We start from the raw sequence: 18,910 nt of genomic DNA on the forward strand, positions 1-18,910 counted from the left end.
TTTTTTTTGCGTGCGATAAAGCGGATTTGACTTAAGACATCGTACAACCTGCCGATAACCCGCCGACAGGGGCCTTGCCCCACTTCAGGCCAATAATAAAAAAGGCATTCCCTATGGTTCTTCGTCAGCTGAATATCGCCCCTCGTGCCGCGTTGGGTTTTGCCTTGATCGCCGTGCTGGTGGCATTGCTCGGGGTGTTCGCGCTGGGACAGATGTCGAGTATTCGAGACAGTGAAGTTGCGGTGGAAACCCAGTGGCTGCCGAGCATTCGTGGCGGTGATGAGATCCGCGAGTGGATGTTGCGCATCCGCACCATTTCCCTGCGCATGGCCCTGGACCAGGACCCGAAGAATATTGCGGTGTATCGCGGGCAGATGGATACGCGCGACAAGGAGCTGAGCGAAAAAATCGCGGCCTACGAAAAGCTCGTCGTCACGCCTGAAGGCAAGGCGCTTTATGACCAGTTCAAGCAAACCTTCGCCGCTTATCGTACGGGTATCGCCCAATCCTTCACCCTGGCAGAGCAAGGGCGTCGGGACGAGCTGATCAAGCTGCTGCTGGTGGACATGAAGACCGTGGTGGACGGTTCCGGCAAACAGCTCAACGACCTGGCGGAGCTGTTCTCCAAGCAAGTGTCCATCGAGAGTCAGAAGTCCCAGGAGCACTACGCCAATTCCCGCATGATCGTCAGCCTGTTCGTTGTGCTCGCCGCCCTGGCCACGGTGGCCCTGGCCATGCTGCTCACGCGCAGTATCGTCAAACCCTTGGGTGAGGCGCTCAATGCTGCGGAGAGCGTCGCCCGGGGTGACCTGACCCGGCCAATCGAGACCCATGGCAACGACGAAGTGAGTCGCTTGCTCAAGGCGTTGGCGGCCATGCAGCAGAATCTGCGTGAGACGTTGCAGGGCATCAGCGGTTCGGCCGCGCAACTGGCCACCGCAGCCGATGAACTGAACGCCGTCACGCTCGACAGCACCCAAAGCCTGCAACAACAGAACAACGAAATTGAACAGGCTGCCACGGCCGTCACCGAAATGACCACCGCCGTGGAAGAAGTCGCGCGCAATGCGGTTTCCACTTCCGATGCCACGCGTCAGTCCAGTGAGTCGGCGTCCCTTGGGCAACAGCGAGTCAGCGACACGGTCGACGCCATCGGCGCCCTCGCCAGCGACGTGCAAGTGACTGGCGGCCTGGTGCAATCCCTGGCCAACCAATCGCAGGATATCGGCAAGGTGCTGGACGTGATCCGCGCCATCGCCGAGCAGACCAATCTGCTGGCCCTCAACGCGGCCATTGAAGCGGCCCGGGCGGGTGAGAGTGGACGTGGGTTTGCAGTGGTGGCCGATGAGGTGCGGGCGCTGGCTTATCGCACGCAGCAATCGACCCAGGAAATCGAGCAAATGGTCCAAGGCATGCGCAGCGGCGCCACCCAGGCACTCGACTCCATGCAAGCCAGCTCCAGTCGCGCCGCCAGTACCCTGGCCATGGCGGAGCGGGCGGGGGACGCGTTGCAGACCATCACGGCGTCGGTCAATGAAATCCATGAACGCAACCTGGTGATTGCCAGCGCCGCCGAAGAGCAGGCACAAGTGGCCCGCGAGGTGGATCGCAACCTGGTGAACATTCGTGATTTGTCGGTGCGTTCGGCTTCCGGCGCGGACCAGACCAGTGCGTCCAGCCATGAGTTGTCGCAACTGGCCAATTCGTTGCGCACGATGGTGCAGCGATTTCAGGTTTGATTATTGAAGGGACATGAAGGGTTGATCGCTCCCACGCTCTGCGTGGGAGTGAATCCAGTGACGCTCTGCGTCACAAAGGACGCGGAGCGTCCCGGGCTGCATTCCCACGCAGAGCTTGGGAACGATCGTCAGTAAGGTCTCAGTGCAACTTCAGCCGTGGCTCAGTCCCGCGCCCGATCTTGCTGCCCAGCATCAGCATGGCCGTGCGGAACATGCCGTACAGTGCCATCTGGTGCATGCGGTAGAGCGAAACGTAGAACATCCGCGCCAGCCAGCCTTCGAGCATCACGCTGCCGGTCAGGTTGCCCATCAGGTTGCCCACTGCCGAGAATCGCGACAGCGAGATCAGCGAGCCGTAGTCGGTGTATTTGTATTCGGGCAGGGCCTTGCCCTCGATCCGCAGCTTCAAGGACTTGGCCAGCAACGAGGCCTGCTGGTGCGCGGCCTGGGCGCGGGGCGGGACGTTGCGCTCGCTGCCGGGTTGCGGGCAGGCGGCGCAGTCGCCGAAGGCAAAGATGTTCTCGTCGCGGCTGGTCTGCAACGTAGGCAGCACTTGCAGCTGATTGATCCGGTTGGTCTCCAGCCCGTCGATGTCCTTGAGGAAATCCGGGGCGCGAATCCCGGCGGCCCAGACTTTCAGGCTCGCGTCGATCACTTTGCCATCTGCCGTAATCAGGCTGTCGGCGGTCACTTGGCTGACGGCGGCGTTGGTCATGACGTTGACGCCGAGTTTCTCCAGGGTCTTGTGCACCGGTCCGCCGATACGTTCCGGCAGGGCTGGCAAGACGCGTGGGCCCGCTTCGATCAGAGTGATGTGCATGTTTTCCGGTTTGATCCGGTCCAGGCCGTAGGCGTGCAGTTCGTGGGCGGCATTATGCAGCTCGGCCGCCAGTTCGACCCCGGTCGCACCGGCTCCGACAATGGCGACGCTGATGCGCTCGACGACATCGGTTTGCCCGGCGTGGGCGCGCAGATAGTGATGAAGCAGTTGCTGATGGAAGCGCTCGGCCTGTTTGCGGGTGTCGAGGAACAGGCAATGCTGCGCTGCGCCTTCGGTGCCGAAGTCATTGGTGGTGCTGCCGACGGCAATCACCAGCGTGTCGTAGCCCAGTTCCCGGGCCGGCAATAGCTCGACGCCCGCCTCATCGTAGGTGGCGGCCAGTTGGATTCTCTTGCGCTCGCGATCCAGGCCACTCATGCGCCCGAGCTGGAACTCGAAGTGGTTCCATTTTGCCTGGGCGACATAGTTGAGTTCGTCTTCGGAGGAGTTCAAGGAGCCTGCGGCCACTTCGTGCAGCAGCGGTTTCCAGATGTGGGTCAGGTTCGCGTCGACCAGCATCACACTGGCCGTGCCGCGCTTGCCCAGAGTCTTACCCAGACGGGTAGCCAACTCCAGACCGCCGGCGCCGCCGCCAACGATGACAATACGATGAGTCATGGGGATATCTCGCAAGGCTAAAGGAAATCGGTGCCGTTACCCGAGCGAGCGGCAGTGTGACTGGGCGGCTCATAGCGTCAGGTAACTGATCAGTCGGCTCAACAGGCCCAGGCCGATGGTCACGGCCAGTACCACCACCAGGAGCATCCACGGCCGGAAAGGCCGGCGCTCGACTCGGTGCTGGGACAGTTGCAGGTACTCTTCGACATGCTTCTGGTCTTCTGGGTTCAGGCGGCTGGTCATAAAGGCCTCGTCAGGTAGACGTTGCGGAATGTGAAGACGTTACAGCGTCCGGCTAGCCGGCATTGAAAGCAGCGTAGCCGCTCGCCGGAACGGGTTCGACGATCAGGCTGTCGTCCAGGCGAATGATTCCACTTTTTAACACCCGGGCGGTGATTCCGCCATGGCCGCGTACGGCCTGGAATGTACCTTCGCCGAGGTTTCGCTCCAATCGGGCACAAGGCTGGCACCAGCCGGTGGTTTCAAAAATGGCTTGGCCAACGCGAAAGCGCCGGCCCTTGAGGCTGAACAGATTGATGCCGCTGACCACAATGTTGCGTCGCAGCTCCTGTGGCAGCACGGGCCGGTCCTCGGGACGGCCCATCAGCGAGCCGATCACGGCCAGGTGCTCCCATTGGATCAGCGTCACTTGCCGCGCATTGCGCACGCCGGGGCGAGCGTGATCGCCGGTCAGCCCAGCCTCCAGGCGGGCCTCCACGGCGTCCAGTTCGATCATGGGCGCGTGGCCCTGAGGTCGTACGCCAATCCAGCGTACGCGGCCCTGTTGGGGCACAGCGGCAATCAATTCCTGCAGTGGGCTCACAGGCTGATCCCGACATCGAACACAATGCTGCGACCCAGGTTGCTGCGCAGGAAGTCCGGCGCGTCGGGGTGTGCGAACAGCACCCGGGCAAACGTCGGCCCCACCAGTGACAGCGAGCGCCAGCCCTGGCGCAGGTATTCGGTCGGCGGTGGGAAGTGACTGTTGAGGTCCAGCACTTCGCGCTTGAGGCTGGCGAAGGCGATGATGTCCAGGTCCCCCAGGTCCATGCCGCGCTCGGTGTAGTTGTGAGCTTTCTTGCGCAGGGTCGGGGCCAGCCGCATCAGGAACTCATTGGCCGGAATCCGCCGCGGCTTGGCCTCGCGACGTACCAGCTGGCTCAGGGAGAAGGCGCTGCGGCGGCGTTGCAGTTCATCGCGCCATTCGTCATTGAGGCGTCGACCTTCGTCGAGCACGAAAAACACTTCGAAATTGGCATCGCGAAACAACACGTCCGGCGGCTCGCCGGCCGGCGCGAACTCGTCGGCGCGATAAGGTACGTTCAGCCCTTGCAGCAGACGCTGGCAAACCCAACGCTCACGCTCCCATTTGCGGGCATTGGAGAGAAAGGCGTTGGCTTGCTCGGCCGCGATGGTCAGCAGGCGTAAGTAATCGGAGTCATCCATGAGCCCAAGCTTAGCGTTCAATTGCGACAAGCTGAAAGCGTTGCGTGGATTAATGGGCGTTGTGGGCGGGGTGTAGACTGCTGGTTTGAAAAAAACGTGGCGAGGGAGCTTGCTCCCGTTGGGCTGCGAAGCAGACTCGAAGCATTTGCGAGCGCTTCGCGCTCGAGCGGGAGCAAGCTCCCTCGCCACAACAGCCTGTTTGAGGCAAGGGCAAGCGAAAGGAGTAGTCCCATGATCGGTGCCGAACTGCTCTCCCCGCAGACGCTGGCGGGCGGCTGGCTGATTTTTCTGCCTGCCTTGGCTTGGGCGGTGTTTCGGGCACCGTGGGTCGAGTTGTTCACCGACAGCCGTCGCCAGCATCTGCTGTTCGGCACAGTGCTGGCGTTGTTCATGCTGTGGCTGGTGCGCCGGGATTTCGATACGGGTGTCTCGTATCACTTCATCGGCATGACTGCCGTGACGCTATTGCTGGACTGGCCGTTGGCGATCCTCGGTGGCCTGTGCGCGCAGCTAGCGCTGGTGCTGCTGGGCCGCCAGGACCTGGCAGCGGTAGGGGTCAACGGTGCGCTGCTGATCCTTTTGCCGGTGCTGGTCACCGAGTGCTGCGCGATCCTGGTGGAGCGCGCCCAGCCGCGCAATCTGTTTGTGTATATCTTCTGTTCGGGGTTTCTCGCGGCCGCGCTTTCGGCGCTGGCGTGCCTGCTGCTGGGGCTTGGCCTGCTGTGGTACGACGGAATATTCGCCATGCCTTACTGGCTGGAAGATTTTGTCGGCTACCTCTGGTTGATCATTTTTCCCGAGGCCTTTATCAACGGTATGGTGATCAGCGCATTGGTGGTGTTCAGTCCCGAATGGCTGGAGACCTTCAACCGTACGCGCTACCTGTCGGCTCCGTGGAACGATGATGACAAGCCTTGATTCACGTCAAGGCTGTACCACCACACGCCATTCATGCTTTGGAAAATTTCCAGGAGCACAACCATGAGTGTTTATGAGTGGGCCAGACAAGAGATCAGGCGTAGCCACGATGCCGCAATGGAGATCGGTTTTGACCCAGGCTTGAGCCTGCGCGCCTTGCTCAGTGCGATCGTGCAACAGAGCAAGACAGTGCGCAGCCCTGAAGACCTGGCCGATGAGTTGAGTTTCCTGGCGGAAAACCTCGACGATGAACAGGACTACGGTTTCATGCGGCCTTAATGGCGAATGCCGTACACCCAAGAAAACGATGACTCTGTGGCGAGGGGATTTATCCCCGCTGGGCTGCGTAGCAGCCCTGAAACCTGACACTGTGGTGTTTCAGATCGACTGCATTCAGCTTTTTGGGGCTGCAGCGCAGCCCAGCGGGGATAAATCCACTCGCCACAATGACTCAGATTTTTCCTGAGTGAGCGACACTGCCTTAGTGCCGGGGCTCGAAGTCTTCGCTGAACAGCTCGTCCTCGGCGTCGGGGCTGACCGGAATCTTGTGTTCTTCCGACGCCCAGGCGCCGAGGTCGATCAGTTTGCAGCGGTCAGAGCAGAACGGCCGGAATTTGCTCTCCGGGGTCCATTCCACAGGGGCGCCACAGGTTGGGCAATCAACGGTTGGGGTCTGGCTCATGATTGGCCTCCACGCAAAGTAAGGTAAAAGTGATGCAGGCGCTCGACCTCGCTGTGCAGCCAGGCGAGGTCGCGATCATTGACCACCACGTCGTCGGCATGGCTCAGGCGATCCTGGCGGCTGGACTGGGCCTTGAGAATCGCCTGGACCTGCTGTTCGCTGGTCTGGTCGCGCTGCAACGTACGTTCAATCTGCAATTGTTCCGGCGCATCGATCACCAGGATCCGCTGGGTCATGGCGTACTGCCCCGACTCGATCAGCAGCGGCGATACCAGGATCGCATAGGGCGATTGTGCCTGGGCCAGATGATGGGCGATTTCCTCGGCGATCAGCGGATGCAGCAACGCCTCGAGCCAGCGGCGCTCATCGGCATTCTCGAAGATCAGCTTGCGCAGCGCCGCCCGGTCCAGGGCGCCGTCGGCCTGCAATACGCCGGGGCCGAAGTGCTCGGCGATTTTCGCCAGCGCCGGGCGTCCGGGTTCGACCACCCAGCGCGCCGCATGATCGGCGTCGATGACGTGCACGCCCAGGTCGATGAAATGCTGCGCCGCCGCGCTCTTGCCGCTGCCGATGCCACCGGTCAGGCCGAGAATCCAGGGCTTTTTCACTGAGGTATTCATTAAAAACCGACAGACTGCCAATAGAAGTCGGTTATTTGACCACCCCAGAGCAAGGCAATCCAGCCGGCAATGGCCAGATAAGGTCCAAAGGGAATCTGCGTCGACTCGGGAGCATCACGCAAGCGCAGCACAATCACCCCGACAACGGCGCCCACCAGCGACGACAGCAGCAGTGTCAGCGGCAGGATCTGCCAGCCACCCCAGGCGCCGAGCATCGCCAGCAGCTTGAAATCCCCGTAGCCCATGCCTTCCTTGCCGGTGACCAGCTTGAACACCCAGAACAGTGACCACAGCGCCAGATAGCCGGCCACCGCGCCCCACATCGCCTGGTTCAAGGGCACGAAGAGTCCGAAGCTGTTGATGATCAAGCCCAGCCACAACAGTGGCAGCACCAGGGAATCGGGCAGCAATTGATGCTCGGCGTCGATCAGACTCATGCCCAGCAGGCCCCAGGTCAAGACCATCACCATCACGGCGTGCCAGCCAAAGCCGAAATGCCAGGCGACGAACGCCGATAACGCGCCGCAAGCCAGTTCGGTCAGGGGGTAACGCTTGCCAATGGGCGCGGCGCAGCTCGAACAGCGGCCGCGCAGCATCAGGTAGCTGAGCAGTGGAATGTTTTCCCAGGCGCGGATGCGATGGCCGCAGTGCGGGCACTGGGAGTGGGGCAGCATCAGATTGTAGACCGGGCCCGGGGTTTCGGCCGGCAGGCCCAGCAGGTCGTGAGCCTGCAGGCGCCATTCGCGGTTGAGCATCTTCGGCAGGCGCCACACCAGCACGTTGAGGAAGCTGCCGATGATCAGGCCGAGCAGTGCTGCAACGAGCACGAAAGCCAGGGGATACAGCACGAAGAATTCGCTCAGGGGCATGTCAGATCGCAGAGCCGAGTTGAAAGATGGGCAGGTACATGGCAACCACCAGGCCACCGACGACCACCCCCAGGACCACCATGATGAAGGGTTCCATCAGGCTGGTGAGGTTGTCCACCAAATTGTCCACCTCGGCCTCATAAAAGCTCGCCACCTTGTCGAGCATGTCGTCCAGCGCACCGGATTCCTCGCCGATGGCGGTCATCTGGACCGCCAGGTTCGGAAAGATCCCTGAGGCACGCATGGAAAAATTCAACTGCATGCCGGTCGAGACCTCCTGCTTGATGCGCTGCACGGCATGTTTGAACACCACGTTGCCGGTGGCGCCAGACACCGAGTCCAGGGCCTCCACCAGCGGCACGCCGGCGGCGAAGGTGGTGGAAAGCGTGCGGGCGTAGCGGGCCACGGCGGATTTGTACAGCAAGGTGCCTATCAGCGGCAGCTTGAGCAGCCATTTGTCGCGCCAGTCGCGAAAGCGCTCCGAACGCCTGAGCGCGTACTTCACGCCAAAAAACGCCCCCATCAACCCGCCCAGCATTACCCACCACCATTGCTGCATGATTTCCGACAGGCCGATGACCATCACCGTGAAGGCTGGCAGTTGCGCGCCGAACCCGGAGAATACCGACTCGAATTGCGGCACGACCTTGACCAGGAGGATCCCCGTGACCACTGCGGCAACGAGGACCACGGCCGCCGGGTAGGTCATGGCTTTCTTGATCTTGGCCTTGAGCGCTTCGCTCTTTTCCTTGTAGGTCGCGACTCGGTCCAGCAGGGTGTCCAGGGCACCGGCCTGTTCGCCGGCATCCACCAGGTTGCAGTACAGCTCGTCGAAATATTGTGGGCACTTGCGCAGCGCCGCGGCGAAGCTGTTGCCGGCGGCGACTTCCTGCTTCACCTCGTCCACCAGCTTGCGCATGCTGGGGTTGTCGAAGCCTTCGCCAATGATGTCGAACGCCTGCAGCAGTGGCACGCCAGCCTTGAGCATCGTGGCCATCTGGCGGGTGAAGAGGGCGATATCCAGCGGCTTGATGCGCTTGCCCTTGCTGAATATCGAGGCGGATTTCTTGCGCACCTTCTGCGGGTTGATGCCTTGTTTGCGCAGCTGTGCCTTGACCAGCGCCGGGCTCTGGCCCGTCAGCTCGCCACTCATTTTTGTGCCTTTGCGGTCCTTGCCTTCCCAAGTGTAAACATCGGTTTTGACTGCCTTGACCGCCATGTTCAATCCTTGGTGACCCGGTTGATTTCTTCGAGGCTGGTGACACCCTGCATCACTTTGAGCAGCCCCGACGTGCGCAGGTCATTGAAACCGTCCTTGCGCATTTGCAGATCGATTTCCAGCGAGTTGCCCTCGGCCATGATCAACCGTTGCAGCTCGGGCGTGTTCTTGACCACTTCGTAAACTCCCACGCGCCCTTTGTAACCGTTGTTGCACTGTTCGCAACCGACCGGCTCATAGATCGTGAATGTGCCGAGGTGTTCCCGAGGGAAACCTTCCTTGAGCAAGGTTTCCTCGGGAATCTCGATGGCTTTCTTGCAGTGACTGCACAGCTTGCGCGCCAGCCGCTGGGCAATGATCAGGTGCACGGCGGTGGCGATGTTGAACCCCGGAATGCCCATGTTCTGCAGGCGGATCAGGGTTTCGGCAGCGCTGTTGGTGTGCAGGGTGGAGAGCACCAGGTGCCCGGTCTGGGCGGCCTTGATGGCGATCTCGGCGGTTTCCAGGTCGCGGATCTCGCCGACCATGATCACGTCCGGGTCCTGGCGCAGGAACGAGCGCAGGGCCTGGGCGAAATCCAGCCCCTGGCGCGGATTCACGTTGACCTGGTTGATGCCTTCCATGTTGATTTCCACCGGGTCTTCGGCGGTGGAAATGTTGATGTCCACGGTGTTGAGGATATTCAGCCCGGTGTAGAGCGACACGGTCTTGCCCGAGCCGGTCGGACCGGTCACCAGGATCAGCCCTTGCGGTTGCTTGAGGGCGGCCATGTACAGGTCTTTCTGGTCCGGTTCGTAGCCCAGGGCATCGATGCCCATTTGCGCACTGGAGGGGTCGAGGATCCGGATCACCACTTTTTCGCCCCAGAGCGTGGGCAGGGTGTTGACCCGGAAATCGATGGACTTGGTTTTCGACAGACGCATTTTCAGCCGCCCGTCTTGGGGTTTGCGCCGCTCGGAAATATCCAGGCTGGCCATGACTTTCAGGCGGGCGGCGATACGGTTGGCCAGTTGGATCGGCGGCCTGGCCACTTCCCGCAGTATGCCGTCGGTGCGCACCCGCACCCGGTAGATTTTTTCATAGGGTTCAAAGTGCAAGTCGGAAGAGCCGCCCTTGATCGCGTCCAGCAGCATCTTGTTGACGAAGCGCACCACCGGCGCGTCGTCGGTGTCTTGACCGCCGATGGAGTCCTGCTTGGAATCGTCGATCGACTCGATGTCCAGGCCATCGAGATCGACATCGCCCATGCCTTCCAGGCCTGTACTGCTGGATTCGAAAAACTTTTCGATGGCGTCACTGAGCTTGTTGTCCTCCACCAGGATGGCTTCGGTGGTCAGGCCGGTACTGAACTGGATGTCATTGATGGCCTGGTGATTGGTCGGGTCGGAAATGCCCACGAACAGCTTGTTGCCGCGTCGCCACAGTGGCAGGGCATGATGTTGGCGCACCAGTTTTTCACTGACCAGCCCCGTGGGTTGGGTGTCTTTCTCCAGGCTGCTGAGGTCCAGCAGGGCCACGCCGAAATGTTCCGAGGCGATTTCCGCCACCTGACGGCTCTGGACCAGTTTGTTTTGCACCAGATAACTGACCAAGGGCATGCGACTGCGCTGGGCCTGTTGGTACGCCTGCTGAGCATTTTGCTCGGTGATCAGTTCGGCCAGCACCAGTTGCTTGGCCAGACCGCTGAGGGGAATGTCATTCATGGGAATACCGACGGCGGACAGTTCATGACTTATAGCCTAGTCAAGCATCGACGCCAAACCAGCGGAGCAGGGTGACAAAAAACGTCAGATAGTGCGGTTGTTGAGGTAGGACGTCGCCGTTGTGCGGGTTCAACCCCCCTTATTGATGAGGCTTGAGGGTTGGCATGTGCCCTGCAATGGCTATTTCAGGTCATGAGATTTCGACTCATGCATGGGAGATGTCTATGAATAAGCAGAGTGGCTTTACCTTGATCGAGCTGCTGATCGTCGTGGCGATCATCGGCATTCTGGCGACGTTTGCGTTGCCGCAGTATTCCAAGTACCAGGCCAGGGCGAAGGCTACGGCCGGTCTGGCAGAGGTATCCGCGTTGAAAGTGCCATTTGAGGACGTCATGAATCAAGGGACCAATCCAACGTTGGACCTTATAGGGGGAACTGCATCCACCAGTAACTGCACGATGACCGCTTCAGGCACGGCTTCCGCAGGAACGGGTACCATCGCTTGTGTTCTTCGCAATGCGCCTGCCCCCGTGGCAGGTCAAACAATTACTCTAAGTCGTTCAGCCGCGGGTGTCTGGACGTGCGGCTCTACGGCGGCCCAGGAATTCCTACCGGCCGGCTGTACTGGCGGCGCTGCCGCTGCCGCCGCTCCAGCGAGTTGATGACAGCAGGCGCCCCGCTCTGATGAGCGGGGCTTGATCTTCGAAATCGATCTGACTCCCGTACTTGGAAGCAAAGAGAAAAGCTCAGAAATTCATATGGTTAGTTGGAACCCAAAACCCGCAACTTGCATGTCCAGAATCGGCAGTTCATGCATTTTGCATGATTGTGAAAATTACCGTTTCGCTTAACTTGCTGATTTATAAGTAATTAATGAACGTTTCAAAAGTGGCACAGCCTTCGCACTACTCCTGTTAACCCTGCCGGAATGCATCACCCCGGCAGTTTCTGAGAAAAACAGGAGTTACTCGTATGAAGAAGTTCGCTATCACTGCCGCCGCTGCTACCGCTCTGACCCTGACCATGGCTAGCGCATTCGCCGAGACCACTCAAGCAACTCAGGCGCCAATGATGCTGGCTGCGGGCGAAGTGACAGAGGCCAAGGAAGACGTTTCCGATACCTGGATCACCACCAAGGTCAAAGCTGACCTGGTCACCGAAAAAGGCATTCCAGGCACTGATATCAAAGTCGAAACCAACAAAGGTGTTGTGTCCCTATCTTCGATGACCAAAGTCACTGAGGCACAAAAAGACACCGCTGTGGCGATCGCCAAGAAAATCAAAGGCGTCAAGGCCGTATCGGCTGATGGCCTGAAAGCCGAATAAGGCTAAGACTTCTCGCCTGGACTGGGAGAAGGCGCGGCAAGCGGGCCAGGATATACGTTTGCCGTCGCTTTGGAGTTCATGCGAAAGGCCACACGGATGTGGCCATTACAGGCCCCCGGCATTCGTGCCGGGGGCCTGTTCTATTGTGGGGTGGATCAATTGGGGGGCAGCGGTTGTGGATGAGTCTGTAGGATCGCCATCGCGAGCAAGCTCGCTCCCACATTGTTCTGGGTGATCTCAAAATCAGTGCTCATCGCCATCCTCCTGTGGGAGCGAGCTTGCTCGCGATGGCGGTAGTACATTCAACGCCTCTGTACGGACAAACCTCAGCGCCCCCGCTTGCTGGTGATCTGCACCAGCCGATTCCCCTCGAAGCGCAGGTATTGGTACATGCCGCTGTTGGGGCCGTAGGTCCATTCCTCCACCGGGTATTCTTCCCGGCGGTTGACACTGCGCTTGTAGCCCAGGTCATCCCGCGCCGCTGGCTCCCCGCACTTTTGCAGCACTTCGCTCGAGCGGTCGCCGACGCTGATCAGTTGGCTGCCGCAGCGCAGCGTGTCGGCAGCCGCGGCTTGGCCGGTGGCCAGCGATAGACCCAGGCAGAGTCCGAACCAGGGTTTCATCTATTCGGCATCCAGATGCAGCGGGGTAATCACCCGGCCATCGCTCTCGGCCTGGCCGAGGTTGGCGTCGATGAAATACACGCGGTCATCGGCCAACTGGCCTTTGTCCACCAGGAAGTCCTTGATGCTACTGGCCCGTTCCTGCCCCAGTTGGCGCAAGAGCACGTCACTGCCGCTCCAGAACTTGATCACGCCTTCACGCAGTTTCTCGATACGCGCCTTTTTATCCAATTGTGTCCATTCGGCGGGCGGTTGGGTCTTGAGGCGGGTGCGGTAGATGCCTTCGAGCAGCGGCGCTTTTTCGTCCTCGGGCACCTGTATCAGCGAGGCCTGGGCCGGAACTTTGTCGCCCCGACGCTGCAGCATCTTGTAGTAGTTGTATTGATATTCGCGCTCCAGGCGTTGGGCGGCGAGCAGTGGGCCGTCGCTGCTTTCGGCGGCGGTGCCTTCGATCTCCAGGCGCAGCTCCGGACGTTTGCCAAGGGCCTCGGACAGTTTGAGCAGCACGCCTTCATTGTCTTTGCTCAGGTCGCTGGAGCCTGGCGCAAACGCCACGCTGCCCAGGTCTTCCGAGCCGCCGCCGGCCACCAGCCCACCGATAAGCTTGAACGGCGCCTGGGCCGCTCGTACCACCAGGTTGCGCAGGGTCTGCCAGATGATTGGCATGACGCTGAATTGCGGGTCGTTGAGATCACCGGACACCGGTAGTTCGATGGAAATCTTGCCGTCGGAATCCTTGAGCAATGCGACGGCCAATTTGAGTGGCAGGCTCACGGCGTCCGGGCTGTCGACTTTCTCCCCCAGTTGCAACTGCTCGACCACCACTTTGTTCTCCGCCTGGAGCTTGCCCTGGGTGATTCGGTAATGCAGATCGAGATTGAGCCGACCCTTGCGGATGCGATAGCCGGCGAACTTGCCGGAGTAGGGCGTCAGGGTAGTCAGCTCGACCCGTTTGAAACTGGTGGCGATGTCGAGGCTGGCCATCGGGTCGAAGGGGTTGACCGCCCCTTTGATGGTGACCGGTGCATAGCGATCTACTTTGCCCTTGATGTCGACACTGGCCGGTTTGGCCTGGCGGCTGTCGATCGTGCCGATTGCACCGTTGAGCTGTTGGATAGCCGTGGCGAAATTGGGGGTCAGGCTGAAGTCGGCGAAGTTGGCCGAACCGTCATTGATGGCGATACCACCGATGTGGATGCCCAGCGGTTTTTCCTGGGGCGCCGGTTTTGCCGCGGTGTTCTTCGTGCCGCTGTCGGCCGGTTGCGGGATCAGCAGGTCATCGACGTTGGTGGTGCGGTCGTCGTTGATCATGAAGCGCGCGTACGGTTGGAACAGGTTGACCTTGTTGATGGAAAGGCTGTCACCGTGCTGATAATTCAGGCCTTCGAGGACCAGGCTTTGCCACTTGAGGAAGTCGCGGGTCTTGAGCGTGTCGAGGGTGTGCAACTGATCGACCTGGGCGCGGCCGGTGACGGCAAATGCCAGCGGTTTGGTACTTTTGAGGTCGACCGCCAGGTCACTGCCGAGCATCCCGGAGCGCAGCTCCAGGCGAATGAACGGGTTGATGTACGACTGAGCGACGCGCAGGTCGACGTCCTGGGTCTTGACCTTGAGCTTGGCGGTGATCGGGTTCAGGTTGACCTCGCCGTCGGCCAGGATCTTGCCCTGCTTGCCTACCCCGGTGTCCAGCTTGAGGGTAAAGGGTGAGCCATTGAGGGTGTCGTAGTTCTGCAGGTCGAGGTTCAGCGGGCCGACCTCCAGTGCCACCGCGGGCTGGGCCTGGCGGTCGGCCAAGTGCACCTTATAGTCGCGCAGTTGCACATCCTTCAACATCACCTGCCAGGGTTTGCTGGGCGGTGCCGGTTCAGCTTTTGGCGAGTCTGCCGCTGCCGGGGCGGATGCCGGCTCAGCCTTGACCTGCGGTTTGGCCGGCTGGCTGGCGAAGAGTTTCTGCCAGTCCAACTGCCCGTCCGCCTCGCGAGCGGCCCAGGTTTCCAGCTTCTGGCTACGGATCTTGCCCACGATAACTTGCTGCTTGGCCAGGTCCACCGAGGTTTCGCTCACGTCCAGGCGTTCGAGCTTCACCAGTGGACGGCCATCGGGTGCCTTGATGGCGAAGGGCGCGACACTGACCGCGGCGTTGTTGAGCAGCAGTTCGGTACCCTTGGCCAGGTTGAGCTTGTAGTCGGTGCTGAGGTTCAGGACGCCGTTTTCCAGAACCAGCGGCACGGCGTCGCGCACATAGGGCCACCAGGCTTTCATTTGGCCGCCAGTGACTTTGAGAGTGCCTTGGGAGGCAATCGGCGTGAGGCTGAAATTACCGGTCCAGTCGATCTGTCCGCCTTCGGGGCCAGCAGCCACCAGGGTCATGTCGGCATTGTCGTCGGGCAGGGTGCTGAGGTTTTTCAGCTCGAAATCGAGGGTGTCGTAGAGAAACTCAATGGGTTCGCTGGGGCGCAGGTCCTGAAAATGCACATAACCGCCGGCCAACTTGATTCGGTCGACCCGCAGGGGGAACGGCTTGGCCTCGGGGGCGGCGGGCGTCGGCTCGCTGGCCGGCAGCTTGAACAGGCCCAGCAGGTTCAATTGACCGTCCTTGGCGAACATCACTTCGGTCTTGGGCTTGTCCAGCTCGATGTCGACCAGGTGCAGGGCGCCCGACCACAGGCTGTCGAGCTGCAGGTTGGCATACAGCCGTTCGAAGCCGACCTGTTCCTTGCCTGGTTCGCCGATATTCAGGCCCCAGAGGGTGACTTCAAGGCTGAAGGGATTGAGTTCGATGCGCTGGATCTGGGTCGGCACCGTCGCAAAGGTGGCCAGTTGCTGGTTGGCGATGCGCAAGGCGATGCCCGGCAAAATCAGAAAGCCCAACAGGCTGTAGAGGGCCAGTGCGGTCAACAGAGCGCCGATGGCGCGAATCAATCCTTTGGGCATGTGCGGCTTCATCTTGGTGTGAATTCGGAGTGCCTTGGAGTATGGCATGCGTTTACGGTTCCGAAGCCACTGTGATTTATGAGATTTGTCCGTTTTTTGCGTGAGAATTCTGAGCCTGGCTTAGAGCTGGAGGACCAGGGTCTTGAGTGGCGGTTGCTGGTCGAGGGAGGGGAAATCGCTGCCGGGCGTCAGCACGCTCCACTCGCGCACCGGGCGACCGGCTTTTTCCGCACAACGCAGTACCTGTTCGCGCCAGTCGTCCATGGGCACTTTTGCCAGGTTGTTGCAGCAGATCAGCACGCCATTGTCGGCGGTGGTGAGCAATGCCGGTTTCAGCAGGCTTTGATAGTCGCGCAACAGATCGACGGTGCCGAACGCACTTTTGGCCCAGGCCGGCGGATCGAGCAGCACCAGGTCGTACTGGCGTTGTTCCAGGCGCACGTAGTTGGGCAGTTTCTGCCCGCGCCGCTGGCTGATGGGCAGGCCGGCCAGTTGGCGGATCGCCGGAAAGTAATCCGACTGCACGAACGCCATCGGCGGCAAATCGGGGTTGAGCAGGCCGTTTTCGCGGCCCACCGCCAGGTTGCCTTCGGCGAAGTCCAGGTTGCACACCTCCCGCGCGCCGCCGGCCGCAGCGCTCAGGCCGACGCCGCAGGTGTAGGCGAACAGGTTCAGCACGCTTTTGTTGCGGCTGTGTGCCTTGACCCAGCCTCGGGCGTTGCGCAGGTCGAGAAACAGCAGTGGGTCCTGCCCGGCATGGCGACCGCGGACGCGATAATTCAAGCCCCATTCATGCCCGACCAGGTCTTGCAGGGCGGCCTCGTCCGCCTGATAGACGGTGTCCTGGCGGTCGACGCGCGAATTGCCCCGGGCGCGGTCGTTGTAGACCAATAGCGTCTCCAGGCCCAGCCGTTCGTTGACGATGCCGTGCAGTTGCAGCAGGTCGTCGCGCTCCAGCGCTTTATGGAAGCTCTGTACCAGCAGTTGCGGGCCGTAGCGGTCGATGGTCAGGCCGGGTGCGCCTTCCTGGCTGCCATGGAACAGGCGATAGCAGTCGGTGCCTTGCTGGTGCAGTTGGTCGAGCAACTCGTGGCGCTGGTCGAGGGCGGCGCGCAGCGCCTGATTCAAGGAAGACATGCCGGGCGCGCCTTAGAGAAATGAGGCGCGGGAGTTTAGCAGTTATACAAACCCAGGTTGGGGGATTGCATACGGATCTGGAGCCGGGCACCGATCTGTGGCGAGGGAGCTTGCTCCCGCTGGGCTGCGCAGCGGCCCTATCATTTTTGGGAGCGCTACGCACTCCAGCGGGAGCAAGCTCCCTCGCCACAAAGGCGCGGTGCTTCTGGGAAGCCAAGTTGTCTGGCTCAGCGATTCAGGCGTTTGTCGATCAGCCCCTCCACCACACTTGGATCGGCCAGGGTCGAGGTATCACCGAGGCTGTCGAGTTCGTTGCAGGCGATCTTGCGCAGGATGCGCCGCATGATCTTGCCCGAACGGGTCTTGGGCAACGCCGGCGCCCACTGGATCAGCTCCGGTTTGGCGAAGCTGCCGATTTCCTTGCTGACGTGGGCCAGCAGTTCCTTCTTCAACTCGTCATTGGCCTCCACACCGTTCATCGGCGTGACAAAGGCATAGATGCCCTGGCCCTTGAGGTCGTGGGGGTAGCCGACGACGGCTGCTTCGGCAATGTTGTCGTGCAGCACCAGGGCGCTTTCCACCTCGGCGGTGCCGATGCGATGCCCGGAAACGTTGATCACATCGTCGATGCGCCCGGTGATCCAGTAATCGCCGTCTTCGTCGCGGCGCGCGCCGTCGCCGGTGAAGTAGTAGCCGGGGTAGGGTTTGAAGTAGGTGTCGACCATGCGTTGATGATCGCCGTAGACGCTGCGAATCTGCCCGGGCCAACTGGATTTGATCGCCAGTACGCCGCTGCCGGCGCCGCTGATTTCCTTGCCCACTTCATCCAGCAAGACCGGTTGCACGCCGAACATCGGCCGGGTGGCGCAGCCTGGCTTGAGCCGTGGGGCGCTCACCAACGGGCTGAGCATGATGCCGCCCGTCTCGGTCTGCCACCAGGTATCGACAATCGGGCAACGCTGTTCGCCTACCGTGTTGAAATACCATTCCCATGCTTCCGGGTTGATCGGCTCACCAACGCTGCCGAGTAATCGCAGGCTTTTGCGGGACGTTTCCTGCAACGGGCCGGCACCTTCGCGCATCAGCGCGCGCAGGGCGGTCGGTGCGGTGTAGAAGATATTGACCTGATGCTTGTCGATCACCTCCCAGAAGCGCGAACTGCTCGGGTAGCTCGGCACGCCCTCGAAGATCAGCGTGGTGGCGCCATTGGCCAGCGGGCCGTAGACGATGTAGCTATGACCGGTGACCCAGCCGACATCGGCGGTGCACCAGAACACTTCGTTGTCGCGGTAATCGAGCACGTACTTGAACGTCATCGCCGCTTGCAGCAGATAGCCTCCCGTGGTGTGCAGCACGCCCTTGGGTTTGCCAGTGCTACCGGAGGTGTAGAGGATGAACAACGGGTCTTCGGCGTCCATCGGTTCGGGTGGGCAGTCGTCGCTCATCTCGTGCATGGCCTGGTGGTACCACAGGTCACGGCCTTCAACCCAGTTCACCTCGCCCTGGGTGCGCTCGACCACCAGCACGGTGCTGACGTTCGGGCAACTTTCCAGGGCCTTGTCGACGTTACGCTTGAGCGGTACGAAGCGCCCGCCGCGCACGCCTTCGTCAGCGGTGATCACGGTGCGGCAATCGGCGTCGAGAATCCGGTCGCGCAGCGAGTCCGGTGAGAAACCGCCGAACACCACTGAATGCACCGCGCCGATGCGGGTACAGGCGAGCATGGCGTAGGCGGCCTCGGGGATCATCGGCATGTAGATGCAGACCCGGTCGCCTTTCTTCACACCACGGCTTTTCAGCACGTTTGCCAGGCGGCACACATGGTTGTGTAGTTTTTTGTAGGTGATTTCTGCCGATTCGGCGGGGTCGTCGCCTTCCCAGATGATTGCCGTCTGGTCGCCGCGTGTTTGCAGGTGACGGTCGATGCAATTGGCGCTGACGTTCAGCTTGCCACCGGCGAACCAGGTCGCGTCGCCGTTCTTGAGGTCATAGCGCTGGACGGTTTGCCAGGGCGTCATCCAGTCGAGAAAGCGTGTGGCCTGCTCGGCCCAGAAGGCGCTGGGGTGTTCGATGGATTCTTTATAGAGCCGCTTGTACTCGTCCTGACTCAGTTGCGCAGCCCGGCGGACGGCATCGGCTTGGGGGTACTGGCTGATATCGAACATGACGGTTCCTTATTCTTGTTTTTGCGACAAGTGATAAAGATGCGCCGAGTAGCCGGAGGGTTCAAGTCATGCACAAACAACTGTGGGAGTG

The 18,910-nt window shown here is 60.9% G+C and carries 18 protein-coding genes and 1 pseudogene; 6 read left to right on the forward strand and 13 right to left on the reverse strand.

Annotated elements, in window-relative coordinates; all coding sequences use genetic code 11:
- Positions 1-113: 113 nt before the first annotated feature.
- Positions 114-884: pseudogene (locus tag BLT00_RS32680) on the forward strand (MCP four helix bundle domain-containing protein); the annotation flags it as partial.
- The gene (locus tag BLT00_RS32685) at positions 876-1,739 is read left to right on the forward strand and encodes a methyl-accepting chemotaxis protein (RefSeq protein WP_371856982.1); all 864 of its coding nucleotides are present in this window, start codon (positions 876-878) and stop codon (positions 1,737-1,739) included. The pseudogene BLT00_RS32680 and the gene BLT00_RS32685, both read left to right, overlap by 9 nt.
- A gap of 139 nt (positions 1,740-1,878) precedes the next feature.
- Here the strand turns inward: BLT00_RS32685 and BLT00_RS28780 are convergent, their stop codons facing one another.
- From BLT00_RS28780 to BLT00_RS28795, 4 genes are all read right to left on the reverse strand, one after another.
- Positions 1,879-3,177 carry an NAD(P)/FAD-dependent oxidoreductase gene (locus BLT00_RS28780; RefSeq protein ID WP_092150412.1) on the reverse strand — a complete coding sequence of 433 codons (1,299 nt, stop codon included), beginning with the start codon at positions 3,175-3,177 and terminating at the stop codon, positions 1,879-1,881.
- 69 nt (positions 3,178-3,246) lie between these two features.
- A complete protein-coding gene (locus BLT00_RS28785) occupies positions 3,247-3,420 on the reverse strand; it encodes a DUF3094 domain-containing protein (protein ID WP_003205686.1) in 174 nt (57 codons plus the stop codon).
- A gap of 52 nt (positions 3,421-3,472) precedes the next feature.
- Positions 3,473-4,000 carry an MOSC domain-containing protein gene (locus tag BLT00_RS28790; RefSeq protein ID WP_092150415.1) on the reverse strand — a complete coding sequence of 176 codons (528 nt, stop codon included), beginning with the start codon at positions 3,998-4,000 and terminating at the stop codon, positions 3,473-3,475.
- Positions 3,997-4,623: a DUF1780 domain-containing protein gene (locus BLT00_RS28795; protein ID WP_003205682.1), complete on the reverse strand. Its 627-nt coding sequence runs from the start codon at positions 4,621-4,623 to the stop codon at positions 3,997-3,999. The genes BLT00_RS28790 and BLT00_RS28795 overlap by 4 nt, the downstream gene beginning before the upstream one ends.
- Before the next feature lie 231 nt (positions 4,624-4,854).
- Between BLT00_RS28795 and BLT00_RS28800 the strand changes: the two genes are divergently transcribed.
- The gene (locus tag BLT00_RS28800) at positions 4,855-5,541 is read left to right on the forward strand and encodes an energy-coupling factor ABC transporter permease (RefSeq protein WP_092150419.1); all 687 of its coding nucleotides are present in this window, start codon (positions 4,855-4,857) and stop codon (positions 5,539-5,541) included.
- Between the two features lie 63 nt (positions 5,542-5,604).
- Entirely contained in the window at positions 5,605-5,820 is a 216-nt protein-coding gene (locus tag BLT00_RS28805) for a hypothetical protein (RefSeq protein WP_013694234.1), read from the forward strand.
- Positions 5,821-6,022: 202 nt separating this feature from the next.
- Here BLT00_RS28805 and yacG read toward each other — a convergent pair whose 3' ends face one another.
- From yacG to pilB, 5 genes are read right to left on the reverse strand one after another with little or no spacing between them, the layout of a single operon-like run.
- Entirely contained in the window at positions 6,023-6,223 is a 201-nt protein-coding gene (yacG, locus tag BLT00_RS28810) for a DNA gyrase inhibitor YacG (protein WP_072346097.1), read from the reverse strand.
- Positions 6,220-6,843 carry a dephospho-CoA kinase gene (gene coaE, locus BLT00_RS28815; protein WP_063324329.1) on the reverse strand — a complete coding sequence of 208 codons (624 nt, stop codon included), beginning with the start codon at positions 6,841-6,843 and terminating at the stop codon, positions 6,220-6,222. Before coaE ends, yacG begins: the two co-directional genes overlap by 4 nt.
- The gene (locus tag BLT00_RS28820; protein ID WP_092150423.1) at positions 6,843-7,712 is read right to left on the reverse strand and encodes a prepilin peptidase; all 870 of its coding nucleotides are present in this window, start codon (positions 7,710-7,712) and stop codon (positions 6,843-6,845) included. Before BLT00_RS28820 ends, coaE begins: the two co-directional genes overlap by 1 nt.
- Before the next feature lies 1 nt (position 7,713).
- Positions 7,714-8,931 carry a type II secretion system F family protein gene (locus tag BLT00_RS28825; RefSeq protein ID WP_092150426.1) on the reverse strand — a complete coding sequence of 406 codons (1,218 nt, stop codon included), beginning with the start codon at positions 8,929-8,931 and terminating at the stop codon, positions 7,714-7,716.
- Between the two features lie 2 nt (positions 8,932-8,933).
- Positions 8,934-10,634, reverse strand: coding sequence for a type IV-A pilus assembly ATPase PilB (gene pilB, locus BLT00_RS28830; RefSeq protein ID WP_092150429.1), 1,701 nt, complete (start codon positions 10,632-10,634; stop codon positions 8,934-8,936).
- Positions 10,635-10,858: 224 nt separating this feature from the next.
- Here pilB and BLT00_RS28835 point away from each other — a divergent pair, with 224 nt between their 5' ends.
- A complete protein-coding gene (locus BLT00_RS28835) occupies positions 10,859-11,296 on the forward strand; it encodes a pilin (protein WP_092150476.1) in 438 nt (145 codons plus the stop codon).
- Positions 11,297-11,606: 310 nt separating this feature from the next.
- The gene (locus BLT00_RS28840) at positions 11,607-11,960 is read left to right on the forward strand and encodes a BON domain-containing protein (RefSeq protein ID WP_063324333.1); all 354 of its coding nucleotides are present in this window, start codon (positions 11,607-11,609) and stop codon (positions 11,958-11,960) included.
- 326 nt (positions 11,961-12,286) lie between these two features.
- On the opposite strand, the gene BLT00_RS28845 is transcribed toward BLT00_RS28840, so the two are convergent.
- The 4 genes from BLT00_RS28845 to acs all read right to left on the reverse strand — a co-directional run bounded on the left by BLT00_RS28845 (position 12,287) and on the right by acs (position 18,819).
- Positions 12,287-12,583 carry a DUF2845 domain-containing protein gene (locus BLT00_RS28845; RefSeq protein ID WP_092150432.1) on the reverse strand — a complete coding sequence of 99 codons (297 nt, stop codon included), beginning with the start codon at positions 12,581-12,583 and terminating at the stop codon, positions 12,287-12,289.
- The gene (locus BLT00_RS28850; protein WP_175456260.1) at positions 12,584-15,517 is read right to left on the reverse strand and encodes a DUF748 domain-containing protein; all 2,934 of its coding nucleotides are present in this window, start codon (positions 15,515-15,517) and stop codon (positions 12,584-12,586) included.
- A gap of 120 nt (positions 15,518-15,637) precedes the next feature.
- The gene (locus BLT00_RS28855; RefSeq protein ID WP_092150437.1) at positions 15,638-16,654 is read right to left on the reverse strand and encodes a class I SAM-dependent rRNA methyltransferase; all 1,017 of its coding nucleotides are present in this window, start codon (positions 16,652-16,654) and stop codon (positions 15,638-15,640) included.
- Between the two features lie 227 nt (positions 16,655-16,881).
- The gene (gene acs, locus BLT00_RS28860; RefSeq protein ID WP_092150440.1) at positions 16,882-18,819 is read right to left on the reverse strand and encodes an acetate--CoA ligase; all 1,938 of its coding nucleotides are present in this window, start codon (positions 18,817-18,819) and stop codon (positions 16,882-16,884) included.
- Between the last annotated feature and the right edge of the window lie 91 nt (positions 18,820-18,910).

This window comes from Pseudomonas sp. NFACC51 (assembly GCF_900103575.1).
Classification (GTDB): domain Bacteria; phylum Pseudomonadota; class Gammaproteobacteria; order Pseudomonadales; family Pseudomonadaceae; genus Aquipseudomonas; species Aquipseudomonas fluorescens_Q.

What these genes read in the sequence shown, in the direction of transcription:
- BLT00_RS28825 (WP_092150426.1), bottom strand. Translation starts at nt 8,931, where the DNA reads ATGGCGGTCAAGGCAGTCAAAACCGATGTTTACACTTGGGAAGGCAAG.
- BLT00_RS32685 (WP_371856982.1), top strand. Translation starts at nt 876, where the DNA reads ATGCAGCAGAATCTGCGTGAGACGTTGCAGGGCATCAGCGGTTCGGCC.
- BLT00_RS28780 (WP_092150412.1), bottom strand. Translation starts at nt 3,177, where the DNA reads ATGACTCATCGTATTGTCATCGTTGGCGGCGGCGCCGGCGGTCTGGAG.
- BLT00_RS28845 (WP_092150432.1), bottom strand. Translation starts at nt 12,583, where the DNA reads ATGAAACCCTGGTTCGGACTCTGCCTGGGTCTATCGCTGGCCACCGGC.
- yacG (WP_072346097.1), bottom strand. Translation starts at nt 6,223, where the DNA reads ATGAGCCAGACCCCAACCGTTGATTGCCCAACCTGTGGCGCCCCTGTG.
- coaE (WP_063324329.1), bottom strand. Translation starts at nt 6,843, where the DNA reads ATGAATACCTCAGTGAAAAAGCCCTGGATTCTCGGCCTGACCGGTGGC.
- BLT00_RS28785 (WP_003205686.1), bottom strand. Translation starts at nt 3,420, where the DNA reads ATGACCAGCCGCCTGAACCCAGAAGACCAGAAGCATGTCGAAGAGTAC.
- BLT00_RS28795 (WP_003205682.1), bottom strand. Translation starts at nt 4,623, where the DNA reads ATGGATGACTCCGATTACTTACGCCTGCTGACCATCGCGGCCGAGCAA.
- pilB (WP_092150429.1), bottom strand. Translation starts at nt 10,634, where the DNA reads ATGAATGACATTCCCCTCAGCGGTCTGGCCAAGCAACTGGTGCTGGCC.
- BLT00_RS28805 (WP_013694234.1), top strand. Translation starts at nt 5,605, where the DNA reads ATGAGTGTTTATGAGTGGGCCAGACAAGAGATCAGGCGTAGCCACGAT.
- acs (WP_092150440.1), bottom strand. Translation starts at nt 18,819, where the DNA reads ATGTTCGATATCAGCCAGTACCCCCAAGCCGATGCCGTCCGCCGGGCT.
- BLT00_RS28855 (WP_092150437.1), bottom strand. Translation starts at nt 16,654, where the DNA reads ATGTCTTCCTTGAATCAGGCGCTGCGCGCCGCCCTCGACCAGCGCCAC.
- BLT00_RS28800 (WP_092150419.1), top strand. Translation starts at nt 4,855, where the DNA reads ATGATCGGTGCCGAACTGCTCTCCCCGCAGACGCTGGCGGGCGGCTGG.
- BLT00_RS28820 (WP_092150423.1), bottom strand. Translation starts at nt 7,712, where the DNA reads ATGCCCCTGAGCGAATTCTTCGTGCTGTATCCCCTGGCTTTCGTGCTC.
- BLT00_RS28835 (WP_092150476.1), top strand. Translation starts at nt 10,859, where the DNA reads ATGAATAAGCAGAGTGGCTTTACCTTGATCGAGCTGCTGATCGTCGTG.
- BLT00_RS28840 (WP_063324333.1), top strand. Translation starts at nt 11,607, where the DNA reads ATGAAGAAGTTCGCTATCACTGCCGCCGCTGCTACCGCTCTGACCCTG.
- BLT00_RS28850 (WP_175456260.1), bottom strand. Translation starts at nt 15,517, where the DNA reads ATGCCCAAAGGATTGATTCGCGCCATCGGCGCTCTGTTGACCGCACTG.